Annotated in this window: 16 protein-coding genes; 7 read left to right on the forward strand and 9 right to left on the reverse strand. The window is 74.7% G+C overall.

What is annotated here, in order from left to right:
- Nucleotides 1-53 precede the first annotated feature (53 nt).
- The gene (locus AB0C33_RS29495) at nucleotides 54-656 is read left to right on the forward strand and encodes a hypothetical protein (protein WP_358293634.1); all 603 of its coding nucleotides are present in this window, start codon (nucleotides 54-56) and stop codon (nucleotides 654-656) included.
- A gap of 158 nt (nucleotides 657-814) precedes the next feature.
- Here the strand turns inward: AB0C33_RS29495 and AB0C33_RS29500 are convergent, their stop codons facing one another.
- The gene (locus AB0C33_RS29500; RefSeq protein WP_358293635.1) at nucleotides 815-1,312 is read right to left on the reverse strand and encodes a hypothetical protein; all 498 of its coding nucleotides are present in this window, start codon (nucleotides 1,310-1,312) and stop codon (nucleotides 815-817) included.
- Between the two features lie 93 nt (nucleotides 1,313-1,405).
- Between AB0C33_RS29500 and AB0C33_RS29505 the strand changes: the two genes are divergently transcribed.
- Complete coding sequence (locus tag AB0C33_RS29505) at nucleotides 1,406-1,897, forward strand: helix-turn-helix domain-containing protein (protein ID WP_358293637.1); 492 nt, start codon at nucleotides 1,406-1,408, stop codon at nucleotides 1,895-1,897.
- Between the two features lie 49 nt (nucleotides 1,898-1,946).
- Here AB0C33_RS29505 and AB0C33_RS29510 read toward each other — a convergent pair whose 3' ends face one another.
- The 4 genes from AB0C33_RS29510 to AB0C33_RS29525 all read right to left on the reverse strand — a co-directional run bounded on the left by AB0C33_RS29510 (nucleotide 1,947) and on the right by AB0C33_RS29525 (nucleotide 5,840).
- Nucleotides 1,947-2,516 carry a hypothetical protein gene (locus AB0C33_RS29510; RefSeq protein WP_358293638.1) on the reverse strand — a complete coding sequence of 190 codons (570 nt, stop codon included), beginning with the start codon at nucleotides 2,514-2,516 and terminating at the stop codon, nucleotides 1,947-1,949.
- On the reverse strand, nucleotides 2,513-3,175 hold the full coding sequence (locus AB0C33_RS29515; protein ID WP_358293640.1) for an RNA polymerase sigma factor: 663 nt from the start codon (nucleotides 3,173-3,175) through the stop codon (nucleotides 2,513-2,515). The genes AB0C33_RS29510 and AB0C33_RS29515 overlap by 4 nt, the downstream gene beginning before the upstream one ends.
- Nucleotides 3,176-3,460: 285 nt before the next feature.
- Nucleotides 3,461-3,787 (reverse strand): hypothetical protein, encoded by a 327-nt coding sequence (locus AB0C33_RS29520; protein ID WP_358293641.1) that lies wholly within the window; start codon nucleotides 3,785-3,787, stop codon nucleotides 3,461-3,463.
- A gap of 124 nt (nucleotides 3,788-3,911) precedes the next feature.
- On the reverse strand, nucleotides 3,912-5,840 hold the full coding sequence (locus AB0C33_RS29525) for an acyltransferase domain-containing protein (RefSeq protein ID WP_358293642.1): 1,929 nt from the start codon (nucleotides 5,838-5,840) through the stop codon (nucleotides 3,912-3,914).
- A 343-nt stretch (nucleotides 5,841-6,183) separates the two neighbouring features.
- Between AB0C33_RS29525 and AB0C33_RS29530 the strand changes: the two genes are divergently transcribed.
- Complete coding sequence (locus AB0C33_RS29530; protein WP_358293644.1) at nucleotides 6,184-7,020, forward strand: helix-turn-helix domain-containing protein; 837 nt, start codon at nucleotides 6,184-6,186, stop codon at nucleotides 7,018-7,020.
- A 67-nt stretch (nucleotides 7,021-7,087) separates the two neighbouring features.
- Here AB0C33_RS29530 and AB0C33_RS29535 read toward each other — a convergent pair whose 3' ends face one another.
- Genes AB0C33_RS29535 through AB0C33_RS29545 form a run of 3 tightly spaced genes read right to left on the reverse strand, consistent with a single transcriptional unit; the run spans nucleotide 7,088 to nucleotide 15,308 of the window.
- The gene (locus tag AB0C33_RS29535; protein ID WP_358293646.1) at nucleotides 7,088-11,347 is read right to left on the reverse strand and encodes a hypothetical protein; all 4,260 of its coding nucleotides are present in this window, start codon (nucleotides 11,345-11,347) and stop codon (nucleotides 7,088-7,090) included.
- Between the two features lies 1 nt (nucleotide 11,348).
- Nucleotides 11,349-14,819, reverse strand: coding sequence for a hypothetical protein (locus AB0C33_RS29540; RefSeq protein ID WP_358293647.1), 3,471 nt, complete (start codon nucleotides 14,817-14,819; stop codon nucleotides 11,349-11,351).
- 21 nt (nucleotides 14,820-14,840) lie between these two features.
- Nucleotides 14,841-15,308, reverse strand: coding sequence for a hypothetical protein (locus AB0C33_RS29545; protein ID WP_358293648.1), 468 nt, complete (start codon nucleotides 15,306-15,308; stop codon nucleotides 14,841-14,843).
- 178 nt (nucleotides 15,309-15,486) lie between these two features.
- Between AB0C33_RS29545 and AB0C33_RS29550 the strand changes: the two genes are divergently transcribed.
- On the forward strand, nucleotides 15,487-16,239 hold the full coding sequence (locus AB0C33_RS29550; RefSeq protein ID WP_358293649.1) for a DNA-formamidopyrimidine glycosylase family protein: 753 nt from the start codon (nucleotides 15,487-15,489) through the stop codon (nucleotides 16,237-16,239).
- Nucleotides 16,236-17,294 (forward strand): spore photoproduct lyase family protein, encoded by a 1,059-nt coding sequence (locus tag AB0C33_RS29555; RefSeq protein ID WP_358293650.1) that lies wholly within the window; start codon nucleotides 16,236-16,238, stop codon nucleotides 17,292-17,294. Before AB0C33_RS29550 ends, AB0C33_RS29555 begins: the two co-directional genes overlap by 4 nt.
- 3 nt (nucleotides 17,295-17,297) lie before the next feature.
- On the opposite strand, the gene AB0C33_RS29560 is transcribed toward AB0C33_RS29555, so the two are convergent.
- Nucleotides 17,298-18,356 (reverse strand): LysR family transcriptional regulator, encoded by a 1,059-nt coding sequence (locus AB0C33_RS29560; RefSeq protein ID WP_358293652.1) that lies wholly within the window; start codon nucleotides 18,354-18,356, stop codon nucleotides 17,298-17,300.
- 92 nt (nucleotides 18,357-18,448) lie between these two features.
- Between AB0C33_RS29560 and AB0C33_RS29565 the strand changes: the two genes are divergently transcribed.
- Nucleotides 18,449-19,810, forward strand: coding sequence for an MFS transporter (locus AB0C33_RS29565; RefSeq protein WP_358293654.1), 1,362 nt, complete (start codon nucleotides 18,449-18,451; stop codon nucleotides 19,808-19,810).
- The gene (locus tag AB0C33_RS29570; protein ID WP_358293656.1) at nucleotides 19,807-20,634 is read left to right on the forward strand and encodes an alpha/beta hydrolase; all 828 of its coding nucleotides are present in this window, start codon (nucleotides 19,807-19,809) and stop codon (nucleotides 20,632-20,634) included. The genes AB0C33_RS29565 and AB0C33_RS29570 overlap by 4 nt, the downstream gene beginning before the upstream one ends.
- Nucleotides 20,635-20,843 lie beyond the last annotated feature (209 nt).

The following is a 20,843-nucleotide window of genomic DNA, read 5'->3' on the forward strand; positions in this document are numbered from 1 at the left end:
CCCGCACCAGGCCCCACCGCACGCGCGCCGACACCTTCGACGAGAGGACGCCCATGAGCCGCGCAGCCTCACCATCCCGAACCGGCACGGCCGCCGCCGCCCTGCTCGCGGCGACCTTCTGCCTCGCCACACCGGCGCCCGCGGCGGCGGCCGGCAGCGCGTGCGACCCGTCGCTGGTGGCGCCGTCCGGCAGTCTCATCGGCGGCCTGTGGCGCTCCAACGGCGGCGAGCGCAGCGTGTACGGCTGCCCCACCACCAAGGAGTTCGGATACCCGGACAAGAAGGGCTCCTGGCAACGCTTCACCAACGGCAAGATCGTCTGGTCGCCGAACCTCGGCGACGGCGCCCTGGTCCGCGTCTACCGGAAGGGCCAGAACCTCGTCTTCAAGTGGAGCGGCCTCGGCCGTGACTGGGACTTCTTCAACGTCCGCTGGAGCAAGGACGGCGGCAAGGCCACCCAGGTCCGGACGGGCCGGCTGACCGCCTGGAGCGGCCAGTACGTGATGGCCCCCTACGTACGGGACGGCGTCGGCACGACGACCAACGGCCACGAGGTCAACACGTTCGCCTTCGTCGTCCAGGGCTGCGACAGGGCGACCTTCGGCTCCGACTGCGGCCCCTGGAGCATCCCCACCTCCATCGGCCTCGCCCACTGACCAGCCTCGCCGCGGGGACGGCCGGAAGTGTCGCCTGCGCCCGCGTCGAACACCTCTACGCGATCGCCGACGGCGAGGTCATGCCAGATGCCACAGGAGCGGCACAGGACCCCGACCGGGAACCGAGGCCCCGCCGACGAACGTCCGTTCGCCGCTCATCAGGGCAGGCGGGCGTGTTCGGCTCGGGTGGCGGCGATCCGCTCACGCGCGAGCGTACGGGCCCGTTCGGTGTGGTCGCCGGCGAGCCGGGCGAGGATCGTGGCGAGCGGCCTGATCTGACCCCAGCCGCCCCAGTGCCCCTCGGGGATCTCGGTGGGGAATACCCAGATCCGGCTGGCGTCACGCGGCCAGGCGCCGTTCTCCGCGTCGAGGATCGCCTCGGTGACCTCGGCGATGACGCTCGCCCGCTGCTGCGCGTCGAGCTGGCCCTCGGGGACGGATGGGACGACCTTGTAGCGAGGTGCGTCCGCGGGTTCTCCGCCGACGTAGATGCCGGCCGGTCGGTGCAGCCAGAGCCAGGAGACGGAACGGCTCACCGGGTCGGCGGGGTCGAATCCCTCGTTGCGGATGAGGATCTCGGTGATGCGGTTCAGCAGGGCCGCCTCGGCGTCCGGCTGGAGCGCGCCGTCGGGAATGTACACGTCGAGCATGGGCATGGTCGCTCTCCTTGTGAGTTTAATTCTTCAACTCAGGCCGGAGTCTACGAGGGCTGAGTACAGCTTGTAAACCCAGATGGGTACACTCCTCCCATGGAGACGCGGCGAATCGACCCGGTGAACTGCTCGGTGGCGCGCGCCCTCTCGGTGGTGGGGGAGCGCTGGTCGCTGCTGATCGTTCGCGAAGCGCTGGACGGCGCGCGCCGGTTCGGAGAGTTCCAGTCCCGCCTCGGGATCGCCAGAAATCTCCTGGCGACTCGGCTCGAGACCTTGGTGACCGCGGGAGTGATGCGCCGCGTGCCCTACCAGGATCCCGGGGATCGGCAGCGCTTCGCCTACGAGCTCACCGAGCAGGGCCGGGCGTTGCGGCCCACGCTCGTGGCGCTCCTGGAATGGGGCGACACGTACCTCGCCGACCCGCAGGGCCCGTCTGTCATCGTCCGGCACCGGCCCGTCGACGATGCGAGCTCCTGCGACGAGCCGGTCAAGGTCGTCCTCGAGTGCGCCGCGGGGCACAGCCACCTCGCCCCGGAAGACGTCTGCCGCACGCCCGGGCCAGGCGCGCGCTTCGTGGAGAGCTCCTGAGGTCCCAGGAGCGTACTGTCCCTCCCGCGAGGACGGGCGGAGGGTGGCGTCAGTGCGACAGCGGCGCATCCGCGGTGTCGACCAGTTCGCAGTCGGCCACCGGCCCCTCGGCGACGCGCGCCCAGATCCCGGCGACGTTCCTCTCCTCGCTGACACTGAACTCCAGCACGCCCGTCTGCCCCTCCTTGATCACCTTGGGGTCGATGACGAAGCCGGCCTCATGCCCCTCGGGCGGCGGGAACACCGACAGCGGCGCCTCCTCCTGGCTCAGGAAACGGGCCGCGCGCGGCTCCGGGCCGCACTTCTTGCCGTCGGGCACGTAGCTGACCACCACGTTCGCCCCCAGGCCCCGCAGCTCGGCCTGCAGCCCCTCGGGGTCCTGCGCCTCGCTGATGCTGATGTCGATCAACCCGTCGGAGGCCCTGGACACCGCGTACGCCGGCCCCCCGAACAGCAGCGGGACGGCGACGGCCACGGCGGCCGCCAGCGCGCCGACGGGAGCCAGCAGCCTGCCCCGGGACGGACGAGTACGGGGCGCCTTCTCGATCTCGGTCATCACGAACTCCTTGAGCAGTTGGCGACGGCCCTCGGAAAGATCACGCTCAACCGGCACGTTCATCGGATCTCCTCCTTGGTGGGGCCTCGGTCACCTGTTACCTGTCGGCTCGTCCCGGCGAGTTCCCCGAATCCTGCGATTTCTCCGCGTTCCCCGGATTGCCCAGGTTCCCCGCGTTCCCCGTGTTCCGTGAGTCCTTCGCGTTCCGCGAACCCGGCGAGCTTCCTGCGGGCCCGCGACAGGCGGGACCTCACGGTGCCCACCGGCACGCCCAGCGCCTCGGCGGCCTGGGCGTAGTCCAGCGCGGCCCAGACGCACAGCGCGAACACGTCCTGCTCCTGCTTGCGGAGCCTGCCGAACGCCCGTCCGACGGCGGCCAGCCGTTCGGCGTCGTCGATGCGCCCGACCACCTCCTCGGCGAAGTCCGGCACCGACTCGCCCTTGGGGATCCTGGCCAGGGCGTCGTCATGGCGGCGGGCGGCCCTGCGGACGTTACGGGAGACGTTGGTCGCGATGCCGAGCAGCCACGGCCGCAGCGAGCCGCCCTCGGGATCGATCTTCGCGCGTAATCGCCAGGCTTCCAGGAACGTCAACGCCATGACGTCCTCCGCCTCGCTCCAGTTGGCCGTCAGGCGGAAGGCATGGTTGTAGACGGCCTTGGCGTACTCGTCGAAGAGTCGCGAGAAGGCCGCCCGATCCCCAGCTCGGATCCGGGCACGCATCGACATATCCACATATCAGTACTGTCCGCCCACCACCCCGAGTTCCCGAACACCTGCCACATCCTCGGCCGCGTGGCCCTGACCGCCACCGCCGAGCCCCCCGCCGGCCCGCGCCCCCCGATCGACGCCGTTCGACGGCCACCTGGAGGAACGGACCGATGCCCGCACGCCGCACGGAGAGGGCATCGGCCCGATCCTGACGGTCGCCGTCGACGGCCGGCTCCACCGGTGAAGGGCTCCCGACCATGGCCGCGGGCCTTCACCGGCGTTTCGTCGTCTTCCGGGTCAGACGCGGCGCTCGTCGACGCCCACGGCGCCGACGCCCGTGCCGAGCCGGCCGCAGACGCCCTGCGACTGGCCCGAGCGACCCGGCGGGAGATCGACCCAGTCGCCGACGACGTCGGGCGCCCAACCGCAGGTGATCACGGCCCGGAATCGCCAGGTCTGGCCCGTCGGGTTGCTGCACATCGCGATGCCGAGGTAGTTGTCGTTGTTGTGGACGAAGGTGTCGCAGTCGAGGACCGTGGCGGCCGACGCGGGCGCGGTGAACCCCAGCGACAGCAGGGCGACGGCCCCGGCGACGACCGCCGCGACATGCCTTGTCTTGCGCAATGCCCCTCCTGAACGAATGCTTGCCTGTCACTTACCGTCATGCAGCGTACGCAAAGAGTGGCGGCGGCGGAAGGCGCGGTCTCGTCAGGAGTCGCTTCCCCGGGATGTCGGCGGGGCGGGGCGTTCATGCCGTGTTGGTCGGCGAGGGCCACGATCGTCCGTTCCCCTGCCACGGCTGGTCGCCGAAGGCCGGGGTGAGCTCGTACAGGAGCCGCTGGGGGCCCTGGTAGAAGGCGGCCAGCAGCGGGGGCGCCGCCTCCAGTTCGGCGGCCAGGACGTCGAGCGCGGCGGGCAGGTCGACGTCCGCGGTCGCCACCGCGACGCAGGCGCAACCGGCCAGTTCGGCGGCCAGCGGCTGGATCGCCCCCGTGAACAGGCCGGCGATCGGGTGCGGCACCACCTCCTGGCGCAGTGCGTCCATGACGAGGGCGGCGATGCTGTGGAGGTGCGGGAAGCGCGCCGCGGTGGCGATCATCGCCTCGTGCACCGGGCCGGCGTCGGGGCCGGGGCGGGCGACCACCCGCAGGTGCCGGGGCGTCAGGGGGAGCCAGGTCCAGTCGATGGTGTCGGCGTCGGCCACCACGACGTCGTCACGATCGTCGGTCAACGCCCGCAACGCCGGGACGTCGGCCCCGCCGCACAGCAGAAGCGTCCCCGGGGGCAACATCCGGTCGACGGACGGGAAGAGCGGCGGCGCGAGTGGCGGCGCAGGCGCGAGCCGCGGACGCGCCCCCTCCCCGAGCCCCGCCCCACCAACCGCCCCCAACCGACCCGCCTCCCGCCCCAGAGCCGCACCACCGGCCACCGGCCAGCCCGCCTCCTGACCGAGAGCCGCACCACCGGCCGTCCCCGCTCGGCCCGTCTCCTGATCGGCGTCCCCCGGACGGGCCGGGGCGGGCACGAGCCCGGCACCGGCCTGCGGCCACGCGACCCGCTCCACCGCTTCGCCGCGCCGGCCAAGCCCTGGGAACCCGTCGCGCGGGGGCGGCGCTGCGGGTTCGTCGCGCCACGGCGGTTCTATCTGGTCGAGGAGCAGGGGAGGGCCGCCGTGCGTGGCCGGAGCCGGCGTGGGGGCGGAGCCGTTCGGTGCCGGCGCGGGGGTGTTCAGGACGGCGGCGGGGTGGAAGGGCTCGCCGGGCCGCCAGGGGCCGTCGGCGGCGAGCGGGGAGACGGCGGTGGCGGCGGGGACGATGGCGCGGACCAGCGCGACCGCGTCCTCGCCCGCCCCGCACTCCAGGAAGACCTCCGCGCCACGGGCGGCCAGCCCCCGGACGGCCTGGTGGAAGTGCACGGCGACGACCATGGCGTCGGCGGTGACGGCGACGGGATCGTCGTCGGGGGTGAGCAGACGTCCCAGCGTCGGCGAGAACACCGGCCAGCGGGCCGGAGCCGTCCTGACGCCGGGCATGCGCCCTCTCAGGTCGGCGGCCGCGGCGGCGACCGCGGGCGTGTGGGCGGGGTGCGGAACCCGGAGAACGGCGCTCGTCCAGCCCAGATGTCCGGAGATCCGGGCCGCCTGCGGCATCAGCTCGCGCGGCCCCGACAGGACGCACCGCCGCGGCGTGTCGTCGCACCCGACCACGAGATGGGGATGATCGAGCAGCGCGACCAGGTGCCGGGCTTGCACGGCCGAGACGTCGAGGGACATCATCGCGCCCGGCCAGCCCAGGCCGGTCAGTGCGCGGCTGCGTGCGCAGGCCAGGCGCGCCCCGTCGCCCGCGCTCAGCACCCCGGCGGCGACCAGGGCCCACAGCTCCCCGAGGCCGTGGCCCACCAGCGCGTACGGCTGGAGCCCCTCCCGTACGAGGGTGTCGAAGGTGGCTGACGACACCGCCATCAGGGCCAGGTAGTGGCTCTCGGGGCCGGGCGGACGGGGGGCGTCCGGGGTGAGCAGGTAGGCGCTAAGCGGTGGCGAGCCGTACTCGGCGGCGACCGCGTCGATCTCCGCCAGGAGCTCCGGGACGGCCGGCGTACGGGCGGCCAGGGGCGCCAGCACCCCGGCGGCGGGCATGGCTACGCTGCCCGGGAAGACCGCGACGACTTTGCTGCGCATGTAGTCCCTTCCTGGAGGCGGGGCTTTGCGGCGCACGGAAAGGACCGGCGAAGGGCGCGGTCTTGGCGAACTGATCGCGCCCGTCGCCGGTGTCCGCCCGGCCGAACGACTGATACCGCTCGCACACGATAAGTAGTCGTGTCATTGCGACACGTCACCCTATCGACGGAGAAACTCGCCTATAGCCGTCCGCACCTCTTGCGATCAGGCCCCCGAAGTGTGCACTCGCCTCGCCGCATCACTTTGAGTGATTGGTTAGTCACTTATGGCGGCCGGGAATCTGGGGAGCGCGTCCGTCCTGGTGATACGAACGGGTGGGTCAGTGCGACCCGGGGGGTGCGCGATGGAATTCTGCCCGGAAGAGCTCGGCGGCGGCCACGGTGACGACGGACGAGCCGGGCCCGCCGCCGGGCGCGGGGTGCTGCACGGCGCGTTCGCGGTGCTGGAGGAGCTCGCGCGGGTGGAGGAGGCCGGGCTGACGCAGCTCGCCGTGGCCACCGGCCTGCCCAAGGCGACCGCCCACCGGTTGTTGTGCCGGCTCACCGACCTCGGCCTGGTCCACCGCGAGGACGGCGGCCGCTACCGCATCGGCACGCGGATGTTCCGCTGGGGTCAGCGCTGGTCACCGGCCCAGGTGCTGAGCACGGCCGCCGTGCGGCCGCTGCGCCGGCTGGCCGCCGCCGGATGCGCGGTGACCATCGCGGTCAGGGACGGCGACGACGTCATCGTCGTCTCGGGGATCGGCGACCCGGCCGTGGACGAGGTCTTCCGCATGCGTCCCGGCCTGGTGCTTCCGGTGGCCAGCGCCGCCGAGGTCGTGCTGGCGGTGGGCAACCCGGTGTCGGGCCGCCGTCCCGATCCCGGTTGGAGCCTGCCGGAGGGGCACTCCCCGGCCGAGTGGGCGCGGCGGGTCGGCGACGCCCGCGAGCGGCGGGTGGCCTTCGACTTCGAGGCGGCCCTGCCGCCCCTGGGCTGTGTGGCCGCCCCCGTGCGCGCGCCGACGGGGGCCGTGGTGGCCGCGGCGGCCGTCGTGGTGGTCGGCACGAACCGGCTGCCCTTGCTGGCCGACGCCGTACGCGAGACCGCGGCGTGCATCAGCGCCAATCTGGCCCGGGTGCCGGGAGCGGGCCGTGCCCTGAGCCTGCTGGCCGCCCCAGAAGGCCCGCCACCCGGCCGCTGAGCCCCCAGCCGCCCGTCTGAAGGGGGGACCGGCGGCCGTCGCCGCCGGTCACGGCCGGGCGGTCCGGCTAGGCGTCGAAGTCGATGACCAGCCGCCCCAGCCGGGCGCGCAGCGGGACGCTGTCCGCGTGCGCGAGCCGCTCGCCCACCGGGATCCGCTCCGGCGCACCACCCCCGGCCGCGTCGATGACGACCGTCTCGTCGGCCGTGCCGGGGTCGGTGCGGTAGCGTTCGCGCTCCTCGACCAGGAGGCGGTACTGCCAGACGATGTCCAGCACCGCCGGCGGGATCACCGCCGACCACTGGTAGCCGGCCCCGGCCGTGCCGCAGGTCAGTTCGGCCTTGATCGGCGTGTCCGTCCAGTCGAGCTCCTCCGCGCTGGTGAAGGGCCGCCGCTGGACGGTCGCGGTGACGCGGTGGCTCGCCGCGACCCCGGGCAGCCCGGCACCGGCCGACGCGCCGAGCTCGGTGGCGGCGGCGGGCCCGGCGAGGACGACGCGCAGCCCCCCGCCGGACACCTCCTCGACCGTCAGCGTCCGGCGCGGCACGAGCTGCGCGAACTCGGCCTGCACCACCGGCGACAGCTCCAGCCCGGTCAGCGCGTGCGGCTGGTAGCGGGCCAGGGCCAGGCGCAGGTACGGGAAGCAGGCCGACGCCTGGCCGGCCGTGCCCAGGTCCACGTCCACGTCGGCGAACCACAGGCGTTTGGCCGCGTCGTACGACGGCTCGTACGCCACGACGGCCCCGGTCAGCTCGCGGCCCTCCCCCGACTCGGCCAGTCGCAGCCCGACGGCGGTGACGGGGCCGGGGAAGTTGCCGGGAGCGGGCGGGGGCAGCACGGTCGCGTCCGACCAGACGGGGTCGGTGCCCCACCGGGTCGCCAGCCGGCCGGGCAGCGCGTCGCCCCCGGGCGGGTCGAGGACGACCGCCAGCAACTCGTCGTCGCCGGAGGAGAACCACGGCCGGTCCAGGTGGACCCGGACGCCGGCCCCGTCGCGTACCGACACCAGACGCCGCTCGCGGCGGTCCTCCTGCCGGCTCCACCGGAAGGTGGGCAGCAGGTACGACGGCTTCGGCGGCTCCGGCCGCCTGCTCGCGGGCACCGGCCAGCCCCGCCCGGACGGTCCGGCGCTCGGCTCGCCGGCGCTGGTGACGAGGCCGGGATCGGCGGTGATCGACGGGTGGAAGTACTCGCGGAACCGGGTGGTGGCGGTCGGCCGGTAGGCGACGTTGCGGTGCAGCGTGTCGCCGAAGTCGTGGCGGACCGGGGTGGCCGAGTGCGGCAGGCGCACCTCCTCGCGGTCGGCGTGGGCCAGCTCGACCCGGCCGACGTGGGCGTGCTCCCTGATCCGGCGGGGGACCGGTTCGGTGACGTCGTCGGTCCAGCGCGTCCAGGTGGCGTCGATGTCGACGTGCCCGGTGCTGCGGGGGTGTGCGCGCAGGGTGCCCCGCAGGTCGGCGAAGGTCTGTCCGGGGTCGCGGGCGAAGTCCAGCCCGGCGAGCGCGGGCGGTGACAGCGGGCGTTCGACGGCGTGCACGAGGCGCAGCTCCGTGTACGGGGTGAGCAGCCAGTTCAGCCCGGCCACGGTCTCCTCGGCGATCAGCTCCCGTTCGTCGTCGGTCAGGTCGCGCCAGAAGTCCGAGACGAGCAGGCGCTGCCAGACGGGCAGCAGGGCGAGATCGGCCGCGGTGAGCCGGCAGCTGAGCCGTACGGTCGCCGTCTCGGCCTTGGGCAGGTGGACGGTGAGCCGGCGCGGGACGTCCTGCCATCGCGGCGGCCCGTCCCCCTCCTCGATCCGCAGGGTGAACGGCGCCGCGTCCGGCCAGACGTCGTGGAAGCCGTCGTAGAAGGAGACGGGGTACATGGGCGGCGCGCCCGGCAGGCCGTACAGCGTGACGCCCCTGGCCAGGACGTCGGGCAGGTACGGCAGGATCAGCTCGGCGGCGGTGTGCACGACGAACTCGCCGCGCTTCAGCCCGGCGCCGCGCGTCACGGGCAGCTGGGTGGCCGGCTCGGGGTCTGCGGCGTCGTGCTTGGCGACCGCGATCTCGCCGAAGAACAGCAGGTCGCGGGTGCGGCGCGGGTCGTCGGCGTAGCTGACCACGGTGTCGAGGAACGTGCCGGCCTCGCGGGCGGCGGCCGTGAAGAACCGTCTGCGCACCTCCTGCGGCCGGTCGCCGCCGATGGCGTCGTCGAACCGGCCGTGCCGCTCGGCCATCTGCAGCGACGTCTTGGGCGGGGCGACGAACCGCTCGTCGTAGTAGACGTACCGGCGGCTCAGCCCGTCGGCGGCGGGCGGGTGGTCGGTGTGGCCGGGGACGTCCTGGCGGTCGAGGGCCCACTCCCAGGCGGGCACGTCCCGTCCGGCGGCCGTGACGGTGCTCCGGATGACCAGGCACTGGCTCGACTCGCCCTCGTTGAACGGCCTGCGCTCGACGATCACGGGCGGCGGCACCGGCTCCCACCGCGAGTACGTGATCGCCCGCGACAGCGCGGACGCGGGCGCCTGCGCCTCCGGGTCCAGGGCGTTGCCCGCCAGGTCCACGACGCGGGCCCGCAGCCGGTAGGTGCGCCCGTACCGGAGCGCCGGCAGCGAGCCGGGCACCGGCGTGAACTTGGTGTCGAGCGGGAAGTTCGCGTCCACCTCCGGATCGGCGACGACCGGCCGGCCCAACCTGTCCAGCGTGCGGCCGGGCAGCGGGGCGGCCAGGCTCCAGCCGTCCCAGCCGAACAGCGCCTGGTGCACGTACAGCTCGTCGGTCCTGGTGGCGTCGCGGGTGACGGCGCTCGCCCGGACCGCGCCCTCGTCGTCGGCGATCCCCTCGATCCAGTACGGCGGCTGCCCGCCGCGGCGGATGAGGTAGGAGCCCCGGCGGCGGCACAGGGAGAGCCAGCTGGTGACGGCGCCGCCCGGGCCGACGATCCCGGCGTCCACGCGGAACCCGCGGACCAGGTGCCCGGCGTGCAGCTCGGGCACCGCGTCGTCCGGTCCCCGCTGGTGGGCGGCGTCGTCGCCGATCTGGGCGGCCAGCCAGGCGTCCCGCCCGCGGTGGAAGACGGTGAGCCCGGCGCCCTGGAGCGCCGTCGTGCCGGTGCCCAGGTGCTGGGCGCTCGGCTGGCCGCTCGGCCCGCTCAGGCCGTGCATGCGCTCGATCAGCGCGGTGAAGTCGGCGGCCTTGATGGCCGCGCCGTCGACGTCGGCGTCGGTGACCGTCCAGTCGTCGCCGCCGAGGCCGAGCCAGCCGCCCTGGACGGGGTGCCCGGGCGGCGACGCGGCGGTGAAGCGCTCCCCCGGCGCGAAGTCGTAGAGCGTCCACGGCCGCAGCCGGTCGGTGTCGAACGGCGGGGGCACGTCCTCGAACGCCACCCGGAGCCGTCCGGCGGCGGCGAGCCCAGGCGGCACGGGGACGAGGAGGTCGAGGACGAGCCCGAGCCGGCGGCACAGCTCCGGATAGTCGGCCAGGAAGCCGCAGACGCCGTGGAACTCCACGTCGGGCGGCTCCGGCCGGGGCCGCCCGGTCTCCGCGCCCGCCGGGCCGCCGCCGTTGCCGGGGGGCTTGGGCCGGTCGTAGAACCTGACGGCCTCGGCCAGCGCGAACCTCGTCTCGTCACCCCGGTAGGTCGCGCTCGTCCGGTCGAGGGTGGCCGGGCCGAGCTCGGCGGCGGAGCTCGGGCTCCCGCCGATCATGCCGTCGATGGCCCGGTAGGCGGCCTGGGGGTCGCCGCTGAACCTGCTCATCTCGCCGGCCACCGGAAGTTCGCGGACCAGACCGGTGTACGGCTGACGCCAGGGCCGTCGCGGGCGGCCGTCCCCGAGGGCGGCCTCGCCGTTTCCCGGAGGCGTGAGGCGGTCGCTGATCACGGCCTGGCCGATCTGGTCGTACAGCGTGGCGATGCGCTCGTGGACCAGCGCCGCGGGGAACGACCGCAACACCCGCACGCCCGGCGACCCGCCCGTGACCGCCGCGCCGAGGGCGCCGGCGGCGGCCAGGGAGCGCGACCGCACCGGCGAGGCGGCCGGGAAGAGTCTCCCCCACAGGTCGGAGTCGGGAACCGGGGATCTCGGGTCGGGGCGCGGGACGACCGGGGCGGCGTGGCCGTCCCACACGATCCGCAGGGCCGGCAGCACCGTCTCGCGCAGCGTCCTCGGCCAGTCGGTGAACTCCGCGACGTCGTCGAGCCGGCCGCGCGGCGCCTCCAGCCGGGGCCCGACGGCGACCGACAGCCGCACCTCGCCCGGCCCGGCCGGCCCGGCCGGCAACGCCGTCCACAGAACCTTGAACGTGCCCATGCGCTCCCCCGTACTCGGTCCGGTCCGTTCGCTCATGTCAGGCCACCGCCGCGAAGGCGCCGCAGTACTCGGCGACCGGGTCCCGTCGCGCGCCGGTGACCGGATCCCGGTACGGCGCCATCATCTGGGCGAAGGTCGCGGCGGAACCGCCCGCCTGGCCGCCGTCCACGACCGCGCCCTCGGCGAGCTCCGCGGCGGCGGTCGGTGACCGGGCGCCGCCGAACCGCTTCTCGCAGCTGATCTCGACGGACTCCTCGAAGAACCCGATCTCGATGGTGATCGTGATCCGCGCCCGGCCGACCGCGTCGCCGCCCTCGTACCCCAGCTCCAGGTAGAGCTCGATGGAGGCGGAGACCAGGCCGAGGACGTCCACCTCGCCGCGGGCGCGGAAGTAGCCGAACAGGACGGCCTGCCCGGTCGTGGCGTCGAGGTGGAAGTAGATCCCGGCCATCACCGACACGCTGCCGCTGGCCACCCCGAAGTCGACGGACGCCGCGGCCCCGAACTCCAGGCCGGCGTCCAGCGCGCGGACCCCGTCGGGCGACAGCACGATCCCGAACCAGCCGCCGCCGCCGAACAGCGAGACGGTGAGCCGGAACGGCGCGTCCCTGCGGCAGAACGCGAACCCGATCTCCAGCGGCCGGGTGCCCGCGAACGGCAGGTCCAGGTAGGCGTTCAGGGAGATGTTCTCCAGGCTGAAGACGCCGATCGCCAGGTTCGGCAGCGGCATCCCGTACCTCGCCAGCACGCCGCGCGGGGAGACGTCGAGCGTCGGCGGGTCGCTGAACCCGTCGAGCGGGATGATCCGGCGCAGCGTCTCGACGAACGACAGCGCCCCGATGAACTCGACGTTCCGGAACGCCACCTCGACGTCGGGCTTCTCGCCGGCCCGCATGGTGAACCTGATCCGCCGGAAGTCCAGCCGCATCGCCTCCAGCACGCCCGGCAGCAGCACCAGGTCGAACTCCTCCAGCGTGCACGTCACGTCGGCGGCCGGGCGGGTGTCGGGCCGCAGCCCGGCGCGCAGGTCGACGACCACGGAGAAGCGGCCCTCGCGCGCCGGGTCGCCGTGGCCGTCGTGCGGGACGAAGACCGGCGGCTCGCCCTCGCGCAACGACCAGGGCTGGATGTCGGGCGTCCACTCCAGCCGGGCGGCGACGGACTCCGGCAGCCGTAGTCCCGCCCTGGCGCTCTCGATCGCCTGCCGCAGCGGCAGTACCCCGGCGGGGGCGTCGTCCCAGATGGCGAGGGCCTGTCGCAGGTGGCCGAGCAGCGTGACGACGGCGTGGTCCACGTCGGCGGGAAGGCCGGCGCCGAGCGCGTCGAGGGCGGCGCCGAAGTCGCGGAAGGCCGCGTCCACCTGGCCGAGGTCGGCCGTTCCCGCGATGAACGCCTCGACGGTGGCGGCGAGGGTCAGCGCGGTGGTCTGCACTCGCCCGGCCGCGGCGGCCACCGCCGGGAAGCGCGCGGCCACGCCGGTGAGCTGGCGTTCGGCGCGGCGCAGGTCGGAGAGGAAGGCGGTGGCGGCGTTGACGGTCTGCGTGACGAATCGCGGCGCCTTCAGCTCCTCGTCCAGGCCGGCCGCCTTGACCAGGGCGGACAGCGGGATGACGCCGAACAGTTTCGCGCCGATCGCGTCGAAGAAGTCCGAGGGCCGGAAGGCGCCGTCGGCGACCGTCCCGAGCGGGTCCGCCGCTGCGGCGGCGGGTGTTCTGGCGGCGCTGACGGGCCCGGTCAGGCGGGACAGGCCCGCGACGGTGAACGTGGGCGCGGCCAGGCCGCCGGCGCGGTCCCGCTGGTCGTCGAAGTCCATGACCAGCGGGGACGTGCCGGCGACCAGCTCCAGGAAGACCTCGCCGGGGTTGACGGGGTCGCCGGGCCTGTCGGGCGTCCGGTCGAAGGCGGCCACCCGGTAGCGCCGGGCGTACCGGACCTGGCGGGGCCCGGCCGCGCCGGTGAGCCTGCTCACGGCCGGGACCACCGCCGAGGCCCAGCGCAGCACCGGGAGGAAGCCGGGGATCCGCTGGTGGAGCCGGTCGTCGCGGTCCGTCGGCAGGGCGGCCCCCCAGACGAGGGTCGCGGCCTCGACGGTGGTGTCGCCGGGCGCGGCGGGCGCGGCGACGGCGACCCGGGCGCCGTGCAGGGCGGCGCTCAGCCGGTCCGGCGGGGCCTCCGCCGGACCGGGGTCCAGAGCGTTGTACGCCGCTGCCGCCGCCACCAGGTCGGCGCCCTTGTTGAAGTTCTCGGTGAGGAACAGCAGCGGGGTGCTGAACTCGGTCTCCCGCCCGGCCAGGTCGGTCGCGCGCACCTTGAACAGGTACGGGTCCTGGTCGCGGACGGCGGGGAAGAAGGCGTGCTGCCCTTCGCCCACCGGCAGGACGTCGGCGGGCGGGGAGAGGTCGGGGGTGACCAGGGTCAGCAGCTCGACCCGCCGGAACGGGAACAGGGCGTCGAGTCGTTCGCCGTCGTCGTCGCGGCGGGCCGTGCCGGGCGGGAAGTCCCGGACCGGTTCGCGGCAGGTGATGAAGATGCGCTGGGCCAGGTAGGCGGGATGTTCCGGGCGATCTGGATCGAACTTCCGCTCGGTCACCTTCACCAGGTCCGCGCGGTGCCCGAAGGGGCACAGGTAGCCCGAGTAGAGCACCCGCACGTAGTGGTCGCGGCCCATGGCCGCGCGGTGCCGCCACTGGCTGACGTTGGTGATCGCCGGGCGGGGGTCCCAGCTGCCCAGGGCGTCGAGCCAGCCGCCCATCGCGGACAGGATCAGGTGGCCGACCTCGACGGGCACGGGCACGTACGGCTGGTGCCCCGGCTCGGTGAACAGCCCGCGGTCGCTGGTGAGGTGGACGAGCGCGGCCCGGTCGGCGGGCGTCAACGACGTGGGAAGCGGGTCGGGCGGCGGATCGACCGGCGTGTCGCCGGGGAAGTCCCTGGTCCACACGGCCCTGGCCCGCGTGTCACGCACCCGCGTGTGCCACAGCTCCACCCGGTCCGCGCCGTCGGCGGGGGCCGTGCGGTGGGTCCAGCGCACGTCAGGGGGCGGTGACAGCAGCAGCCGGTACGGCAGCTCGATCGCGGTCCGCGGATCCCCCGCCGGGTCGCGCAGCGGGTCGGCCGGGCCCTCGTCGCCCACCGTGCGCAGCGGCAGCCGTCTCATGGCCGCCAGCAGGCCCTCGGCGGTGTACGGCACCTCGTCCTCGGGCCCCACGACGAAGACCAGCGTGGTGCGCCCGCTGATCCGGGAGACGACGGGAGGCGCCGGATGGGGCCGCACCGGGACGGGGTCGGGCAGCCCGGCCCCGGCCGATTCGAAGAACGCCTGCTCCACGATGTGCTGCGCGGCGAACGTGACGACGATCAGCCCTTCGCGCTCCGGCACGGTCCTGACCAGGATCCGGCCGGCCGCCGGGCGCTTGAACGACAGGCCGGGAAAACCGAAGCGCAGATCCGCCAGATCGGCGGTGCGGACCAGGCGGACCTGCTCCGGCTCCTCCGCGGGACCGGTCAAGGCTTCACCACCCTTTCCCGCTCAGCCGACGAAGGGGGACGCGAAGGCGAACTGCTCCCGGTGGACCAGGTCGGTGACCTGGACGGAGCCCACGGCCCGGTCGAACTGGAAGGGGTTGTTGTCGGGGACGCTCCGCGTGCCGCAGAACGCGGTCTGCCCGTTCTGGAGGTGGATGGCGGTGCACCGGGCGTTGCCGGGGAGCGGGTCGAGCGTGGCGGTCAGGGTCTCGACCTCCACCGCGAAACCCGTGCCGTTGAAGACCTCGGTCTGGGCCTGCTTCCAGGAGGCGCCGGTGCCCCAGATACAGGCCCGGGCCGACAGGCCGGGGAAGACGGCGCTGGAGACCCAGCTCCCGCACGTCGGTTCGGCCGCGGCCCGGACGCCGGCCGCATGGGCCGCGCCGGGGGCCGTCACCGCCGTCACCACCGCCCCCGCCACCACCGTCGCGATGAGGGCCCGGGACAGGGCTCTCGCTGTTCTGTCGTTCATCGTGCTCGTCCTTCCGTGGGACGGTCTGATCGCCCGAGCGTTCGTCGCTCTGCGTGAGCGATCACTTACATCGCGTCCATGCTGTTGGGGCGGAAGGGCGGCGGGCAACGTTCGGTCCACTCAGTGGACCGGCCGCGCGCGGCGCGTCGGCGCAGCTCACGGGGGTATGGGCCCGAGCATGCCCGAAGGACATCTCATCCACCGGCACGCCGCCGGGCAGCACGCGGACCTGGCCGGGCGGACGGTGCTCGCCGCCGGGCCGCAGGGGCGGTTCGACGCGCGACCGTGGGACGGGCGGGTGCTGACGGAGGTGGAGGCGGTCGGCAAGCACCTGCTGTACCACTTCGCGGACGCGCCGACCGTGCACGTCCACCTGGGCATGCGGGGCGTCTTCCTGCGGTACGACGATCCGGGGACGTCGCCGCGGCCCGGCACCCGGTTGCGGCTGGCGACCGGCGAGGTGGCCTACGACCTGATCGCGCCTTCGCGGTGCGAGGCGCTGACCCGCGGGCAGGTGACGGCGTTGCGGGACTCGCTCGGGCCCGATCCGCTGCGCGCGGACGCCGTGCCGGAGCAGGCCGTGGCCCGGCTGACCGCGTTCGGCGGGCCGGTGGGCGCTGCCGTGCTGGACCAGAAGGTGTGGTCGGGCATCGGGAACGCGTGGCGGGCCGAGCTGCTGTTCCTCGTCGGCCTGCATCCGAACGCCCGCGACGTCTGCGCCGAGGCCGCCGGGCGGCTGTGGGACACGGCGGTCCGGTATCTCGCTCTCGGCCGGGACGCCGGGCAGGTGGTGAGCGACCCGGACGCCCCCTCCGAGCGCTGGGTGTACCGGCGCGAGCACTGCCGAAGCTGCGGCGCACCCGTGCTGACCTGGCAACTCGCGTCGCGGACCGCATACTCTTGCCCCATGGAACAGCCGGAGCGGCCGTGACCGGCCTCCTCGACGTCCGGCGGATCTACGCCGAGCCCGCGGCCGCCGCGCTGCCGCGCGGGCGCGAGATCCTCGCCAGGTTCCCCGGCGCCGAGATCGTCGAGGTCGAGAGCCACTACCGCATCCCCGAGCTGTACGGCGACGAGGCGAACGTGGCCCGCTGGGTGCGGATCAAGACCGAGGCGCTCGTGCTCGGCGTCAAGAAGTCGCTGACCGCCCGGCCCAACGGCCGCTCGGCCGACTTCATCGCGCCCTCCACGGCCAACGGCTGCGCGATGGCGTGCGCCTACTGCTACGTGCCCCGCCGCAAGGGTTACAGCAACCCGATCACGGTGTTCGCCAACATCGACCAGATCACCGGCTACCTGCGGCGGCACGCCTCCCGCCAAGGCGTCAGACCCCGGCCCGACCAGGTCGATCCCCGCCTGTGGGTGTACGACATCGGCGAGAACTCCGACTGCTCGCTCGACGCCACGATCTGCGACAACGTCCGGGACCTGGTCGAGCTCTTCCGCGACCTGCCCAACGCCAAGGCCAGCTTCGCCACCAAGTACGTCAACCGCGACCTGCTCGGGTGGGACCCGCGCGGGCGTACGCGGGTGCGGTTCAGCCTCATGCCCGCCGCCGACTCCAAGCTCCTGGACATCCGCACCTCGCCGGTCGCCGAGCGCATCGACGCGATCGACGACTTCGTCGCGGCCGGTTACGAGGTGCACGTCAACCTGAGCCCGGTGGTGGTCCGGGACGGCTGGCTGGAGGACTGGGCCGAGTTGCTGGAGCGGCTCGACGACGCGCTGTCGCCCGAGGCCCGCGCCCAGCTCGCCGCCGAGGTGATCTTCCTGACCCACAACGACCGGCTCCACCAGGTCAACCTGGGCTGGCATCCGAAGGCCGAGGAGGTGTTGTGGCGGCCCGAGCTGCAGCAGGCCAAACGGTCGGAGACGGGCGGCTGGAACGTCCGCTACCGCAACGGACACAAGGGCCGCTACGTCGCCGCCCTGACCGGGCTGATCGCCGCCAGGCTCCCCTACTGCCGCATCCGCTACGCCTTCTGACGACTACGCCTTCTGACGGGCTGACCCGGCCTCGGGTCCGGGGAACCACGCGCCGTCCGGGACGCCGAGCCAGTCGTGGGCGGCGGCCAGCTCGTCCACGGCCTGGTGGAGGGCGCGCAGGCCGGGATGGTCGTCGTCGGCGCGCCAGATCATCGTCCAGGGGAACATGGCGACCGGGTCCACGAGCGGGCGCAGGACCGCCCCCGGGATGTCGGGTTGCGTGGTGAGCGTGAGGATGGGCGCGTCGCGGTCGCGGAGGTGCTGGGCCAGCTCGTCGCCCCCGCGCACGTGCGGGTGGGCCAGGGCGGCGTCGACGCCGAAGGGGGCCAGCAACTGCAGGACGGCGTGCTCCCAGCCGGGCGTGGCGTGGTCGCCGGCGCGGATGCACGGGCTCGCGCCGCGCAACGACTCCAGGGGGATCGCGGGCAGCTGGGCCAGCGGGTGACGCTCGGGCAGCAGCACCGCGATGCGCTCGTGACGTACCGGCCGCCACCGCACGCGGCCGGACGCCCCCAGGCCCGGCGCTCTGACGCCGGACGCTCCGGGGCCGGACGCTCCTGAGCCGAGTGCTTCGGAGCCGAGCGTTCCGGGGCCGGGCGTTCCGAGGCCGGGGGGTTCGGGGCTGCGGCCGAAGGTGACGTCCAGGCGGCCGTCGGCCAGCAGGGGCGGAGCCGCTTCGGTGCCGCTGTGGAAGCGGGCGAAGAACTCCACCCCCGGCGCGTGGGCGCGGGCCGCGGCCAGCACCAGGGCAGGGGTCAGACCGGCGCCGACGACGTCGACCGTCAGCGACCTGGGCCGGCCGCGCAGGTCCAGCATGGTGGCGTCGTACAGGGCGAGGATCTCCCGTGCCCGGGTCAGCAGCAGGCGTCCCTCCGGGGTGAGGGCGACCTTGCGGGTGGTGCGCTCCAGGAGCCGGCGGCCCACCCGGTCCTCCAGCTTGCGGACGTCGCGGCTGAGCGCCTGCTGCGCCACGTACAGGCGCTGGGCGGCCCTGCTGAAGTGCAACTCCTCGGCGACGGCCACGTAGTGGCGCAGCAGGCGGATCTCGACGTCGTCCGGCATGCCACCTTCCTACCTGATTCACACAGCAGGCGCGTGAATCGCGTTCGAACAGGTGTTGGACCCGGACGCCGCGCCACCGCAAGGATCAGGACATGGCCGGACGAGGAACGATCACGCTCTGCTACGGGCTGACGGGCGTCACGAACGCGGTGTGGGCCGCCACGCTGCCCGCCACCGACGCGCGCCTCGGGCTCGGGCCCGGCGGGCTCGGCACGCTGCTCATGGTGCTGGCCGCCGGCTCCCTCGCGGCCATGCCGGTGGCCGGACGGCTGTGCGACCGGTGGTCCGGGGGCGGGCTGCTGCGGGTCTGCGCACCGGCGGCGGCGCTGGCGCTGGCCGGCCCGGCGCTGGCGGCCGGTTCCGGGCCGCTGATGGTCTCGGCCGCTCTGCTCGGGGTGCTCTTCGGCCTGCTGAACGTGGCCCTGAGCGTCCAGGCGGTGGCCGTCGAGCGGGGGCTCGGGCGGCCGATCATGGCCACGGTGCACGGCACATGGACGCTCGGCGCGGTGGCGGGCGGCGCGCTCGTCACGGCGGCCCTGCGTGCGGGGGCCGACGTGCGGGTGCTGATGCTGGTGGGCGCGACAGCGCTGACCGCCGCCATGGCCGCCGTCGGGGGCGCCGCCATGGCCACCACCCGGGCCACGGCCGGAACCACCACCGGGACCACGGGTGGGACCACCGTCGGGACCACCGTCGGAGGCGCTGCCAGGACCACTGTCGGGGCCGCCCGCGGGGGTGCGGGCGGGGCCGTCGGCGACGGTGCGGGCGGGGTGGGCGGAGCGGAGGGGCGGGGGGCGGAGGGGCGGGGGGTGGCTCGGCTCAGGCCGGGGGTGCTGGCCATGCTGGGCGTGATCGGCGCCGCCGCGTTCGTCGCCGAGGGCGCCGCCACCGACTGGGCCGGGGTGCACGCGACCCGCGTCCTGGGCGCCGACCCGGCCACCGGGTCGCTCGTCTACACCGTCTTCTTCGTGGCGATGACGCTCGTCCGGTTCGCCGGCGACGCCGTCAGGACGCGGCTCGGCGTCCGCCTCACGATCCGGCTGGCCGGCGCGACCGCCACCGCCGGTTACGGGCTCGTCCTGCTCGCGGGCGTCCTGCCCGTGGGGGCGGCCGCCCGTCTGGGCTGCGCCATGGCCGGTTGGGCGCTGTCCGGCGCGGGCGTGGCCGTGGTCTGGCCGGTCGTGGCCAGCCTGCTCGGAACCGTGGGCGGGGCCGCGCGTGGCCTGTCCGCGGTGACCACCGTCAGCTACGGCGGCGGCCTCGTCGGCCCCGCCCTCATCGGGTACGTCGCCACGACGGCGTCGCTGCCCCTCGCCCTGGTGATCCCGGCAGCCCTGGCGCTGCTCGTGGCCGTCGCCGCACCACCGCTGCTGGACGCGGTCGTCACGACCGCGGCCGCGGCCGACCATCCGGCGGCCCACGTCAGGGCCGTCGCTTCCAGGAGGACATCATGACCGCGACCGTCTCCACGACCGTCTCCACGCTCGACGTCCCGGGCGCCCGCCTGCACTTCGAGGTACGCGGCCAGGGCCCGCTCGTCGCACTCGTCGGCGCGCCGATGGACGCCGGCTCCTTCGCCGCGCTGGCCGACCTGATCGCGGGCGACCACACGGTGCTGACCACCGACCCGCGCGGCATCAGGCACAGCCCGCTGGACGACCCCGCCCAGGACTCCACGCCGCGGCTGCGCGCCGACGACCTGTCCCGCCTGCTGGCGCACGTGGACGCCGGTCCGGCCGTCGTCTTCGGCTCCAGCGGCGGGGCCGTCACCGCGCTGGCCCTGGCGCAGGCCCGTCCCGAGCAGGTGCGCGGCGTCGTCGCCCACGAACCGCCGCTGATCGAGCTGCTGCCGGACCGCGACGAGCTGCACCGCCAGACCGACGAGCTCATCGCCGCCTACCTGAGCGGCGACGTCGTCGGGGCCTGGGCGGGGGTCATGGGCCAGGCCGGCATCACGGTGCCGGACGGCGCGCTGGAGATGATGTTCGGCGGCCCGCGCGACCCGCGGGACGTCGCCGACGAGCGCCGCTGGTTCGCCCACGAGCTGCACGCCACCACGCACTGGGCGCCCGACCTGGACCGGCTGCGCGCGACGCCCGGTCTGGTGATCGGCATCGGCGAGGAGTCGGCCGGGCAGTTGTGCGACCGCGCCTCCCGGGCCCTCGGGCAGGCGCTCGGGCTCGACCCCGTCCTGTTCCCCGGCGACCACACGGGCTTCGCCGACGACCCCGACGCGTTCGCCCCCGTGCTGCGGACGGTGCTGGACCGGCTGCGCTGAATCCCGGCGACGACACGGCAACCCGGCCGCCCCCGGCCCGCCGCCGTCACGCCCGCACGCCGAACGCCTCCCGGCCCGGCGGCGCCGTCACGCCGGCGAACCGACCTGGGGCGGGGGGGGGGGGGGGGGGCGGGCCCGCCGCCCCCCCCCCCCCCCCCCCGCGCCCCCCCCCCCCCCCCCCCCCGCGGCCCCCCGGGGGGGCCGCGGGG

Source organism: Nonomuraea sp. NPDC048881 (genome assembly GCF_040649795.1).
In the GTDB taxonomy this organism is placed as follows: Bacteria; Actinomycetota; Actinomycetes; order Streptosporangiales; family Streptosporangiaceae; genus Nonomuraea.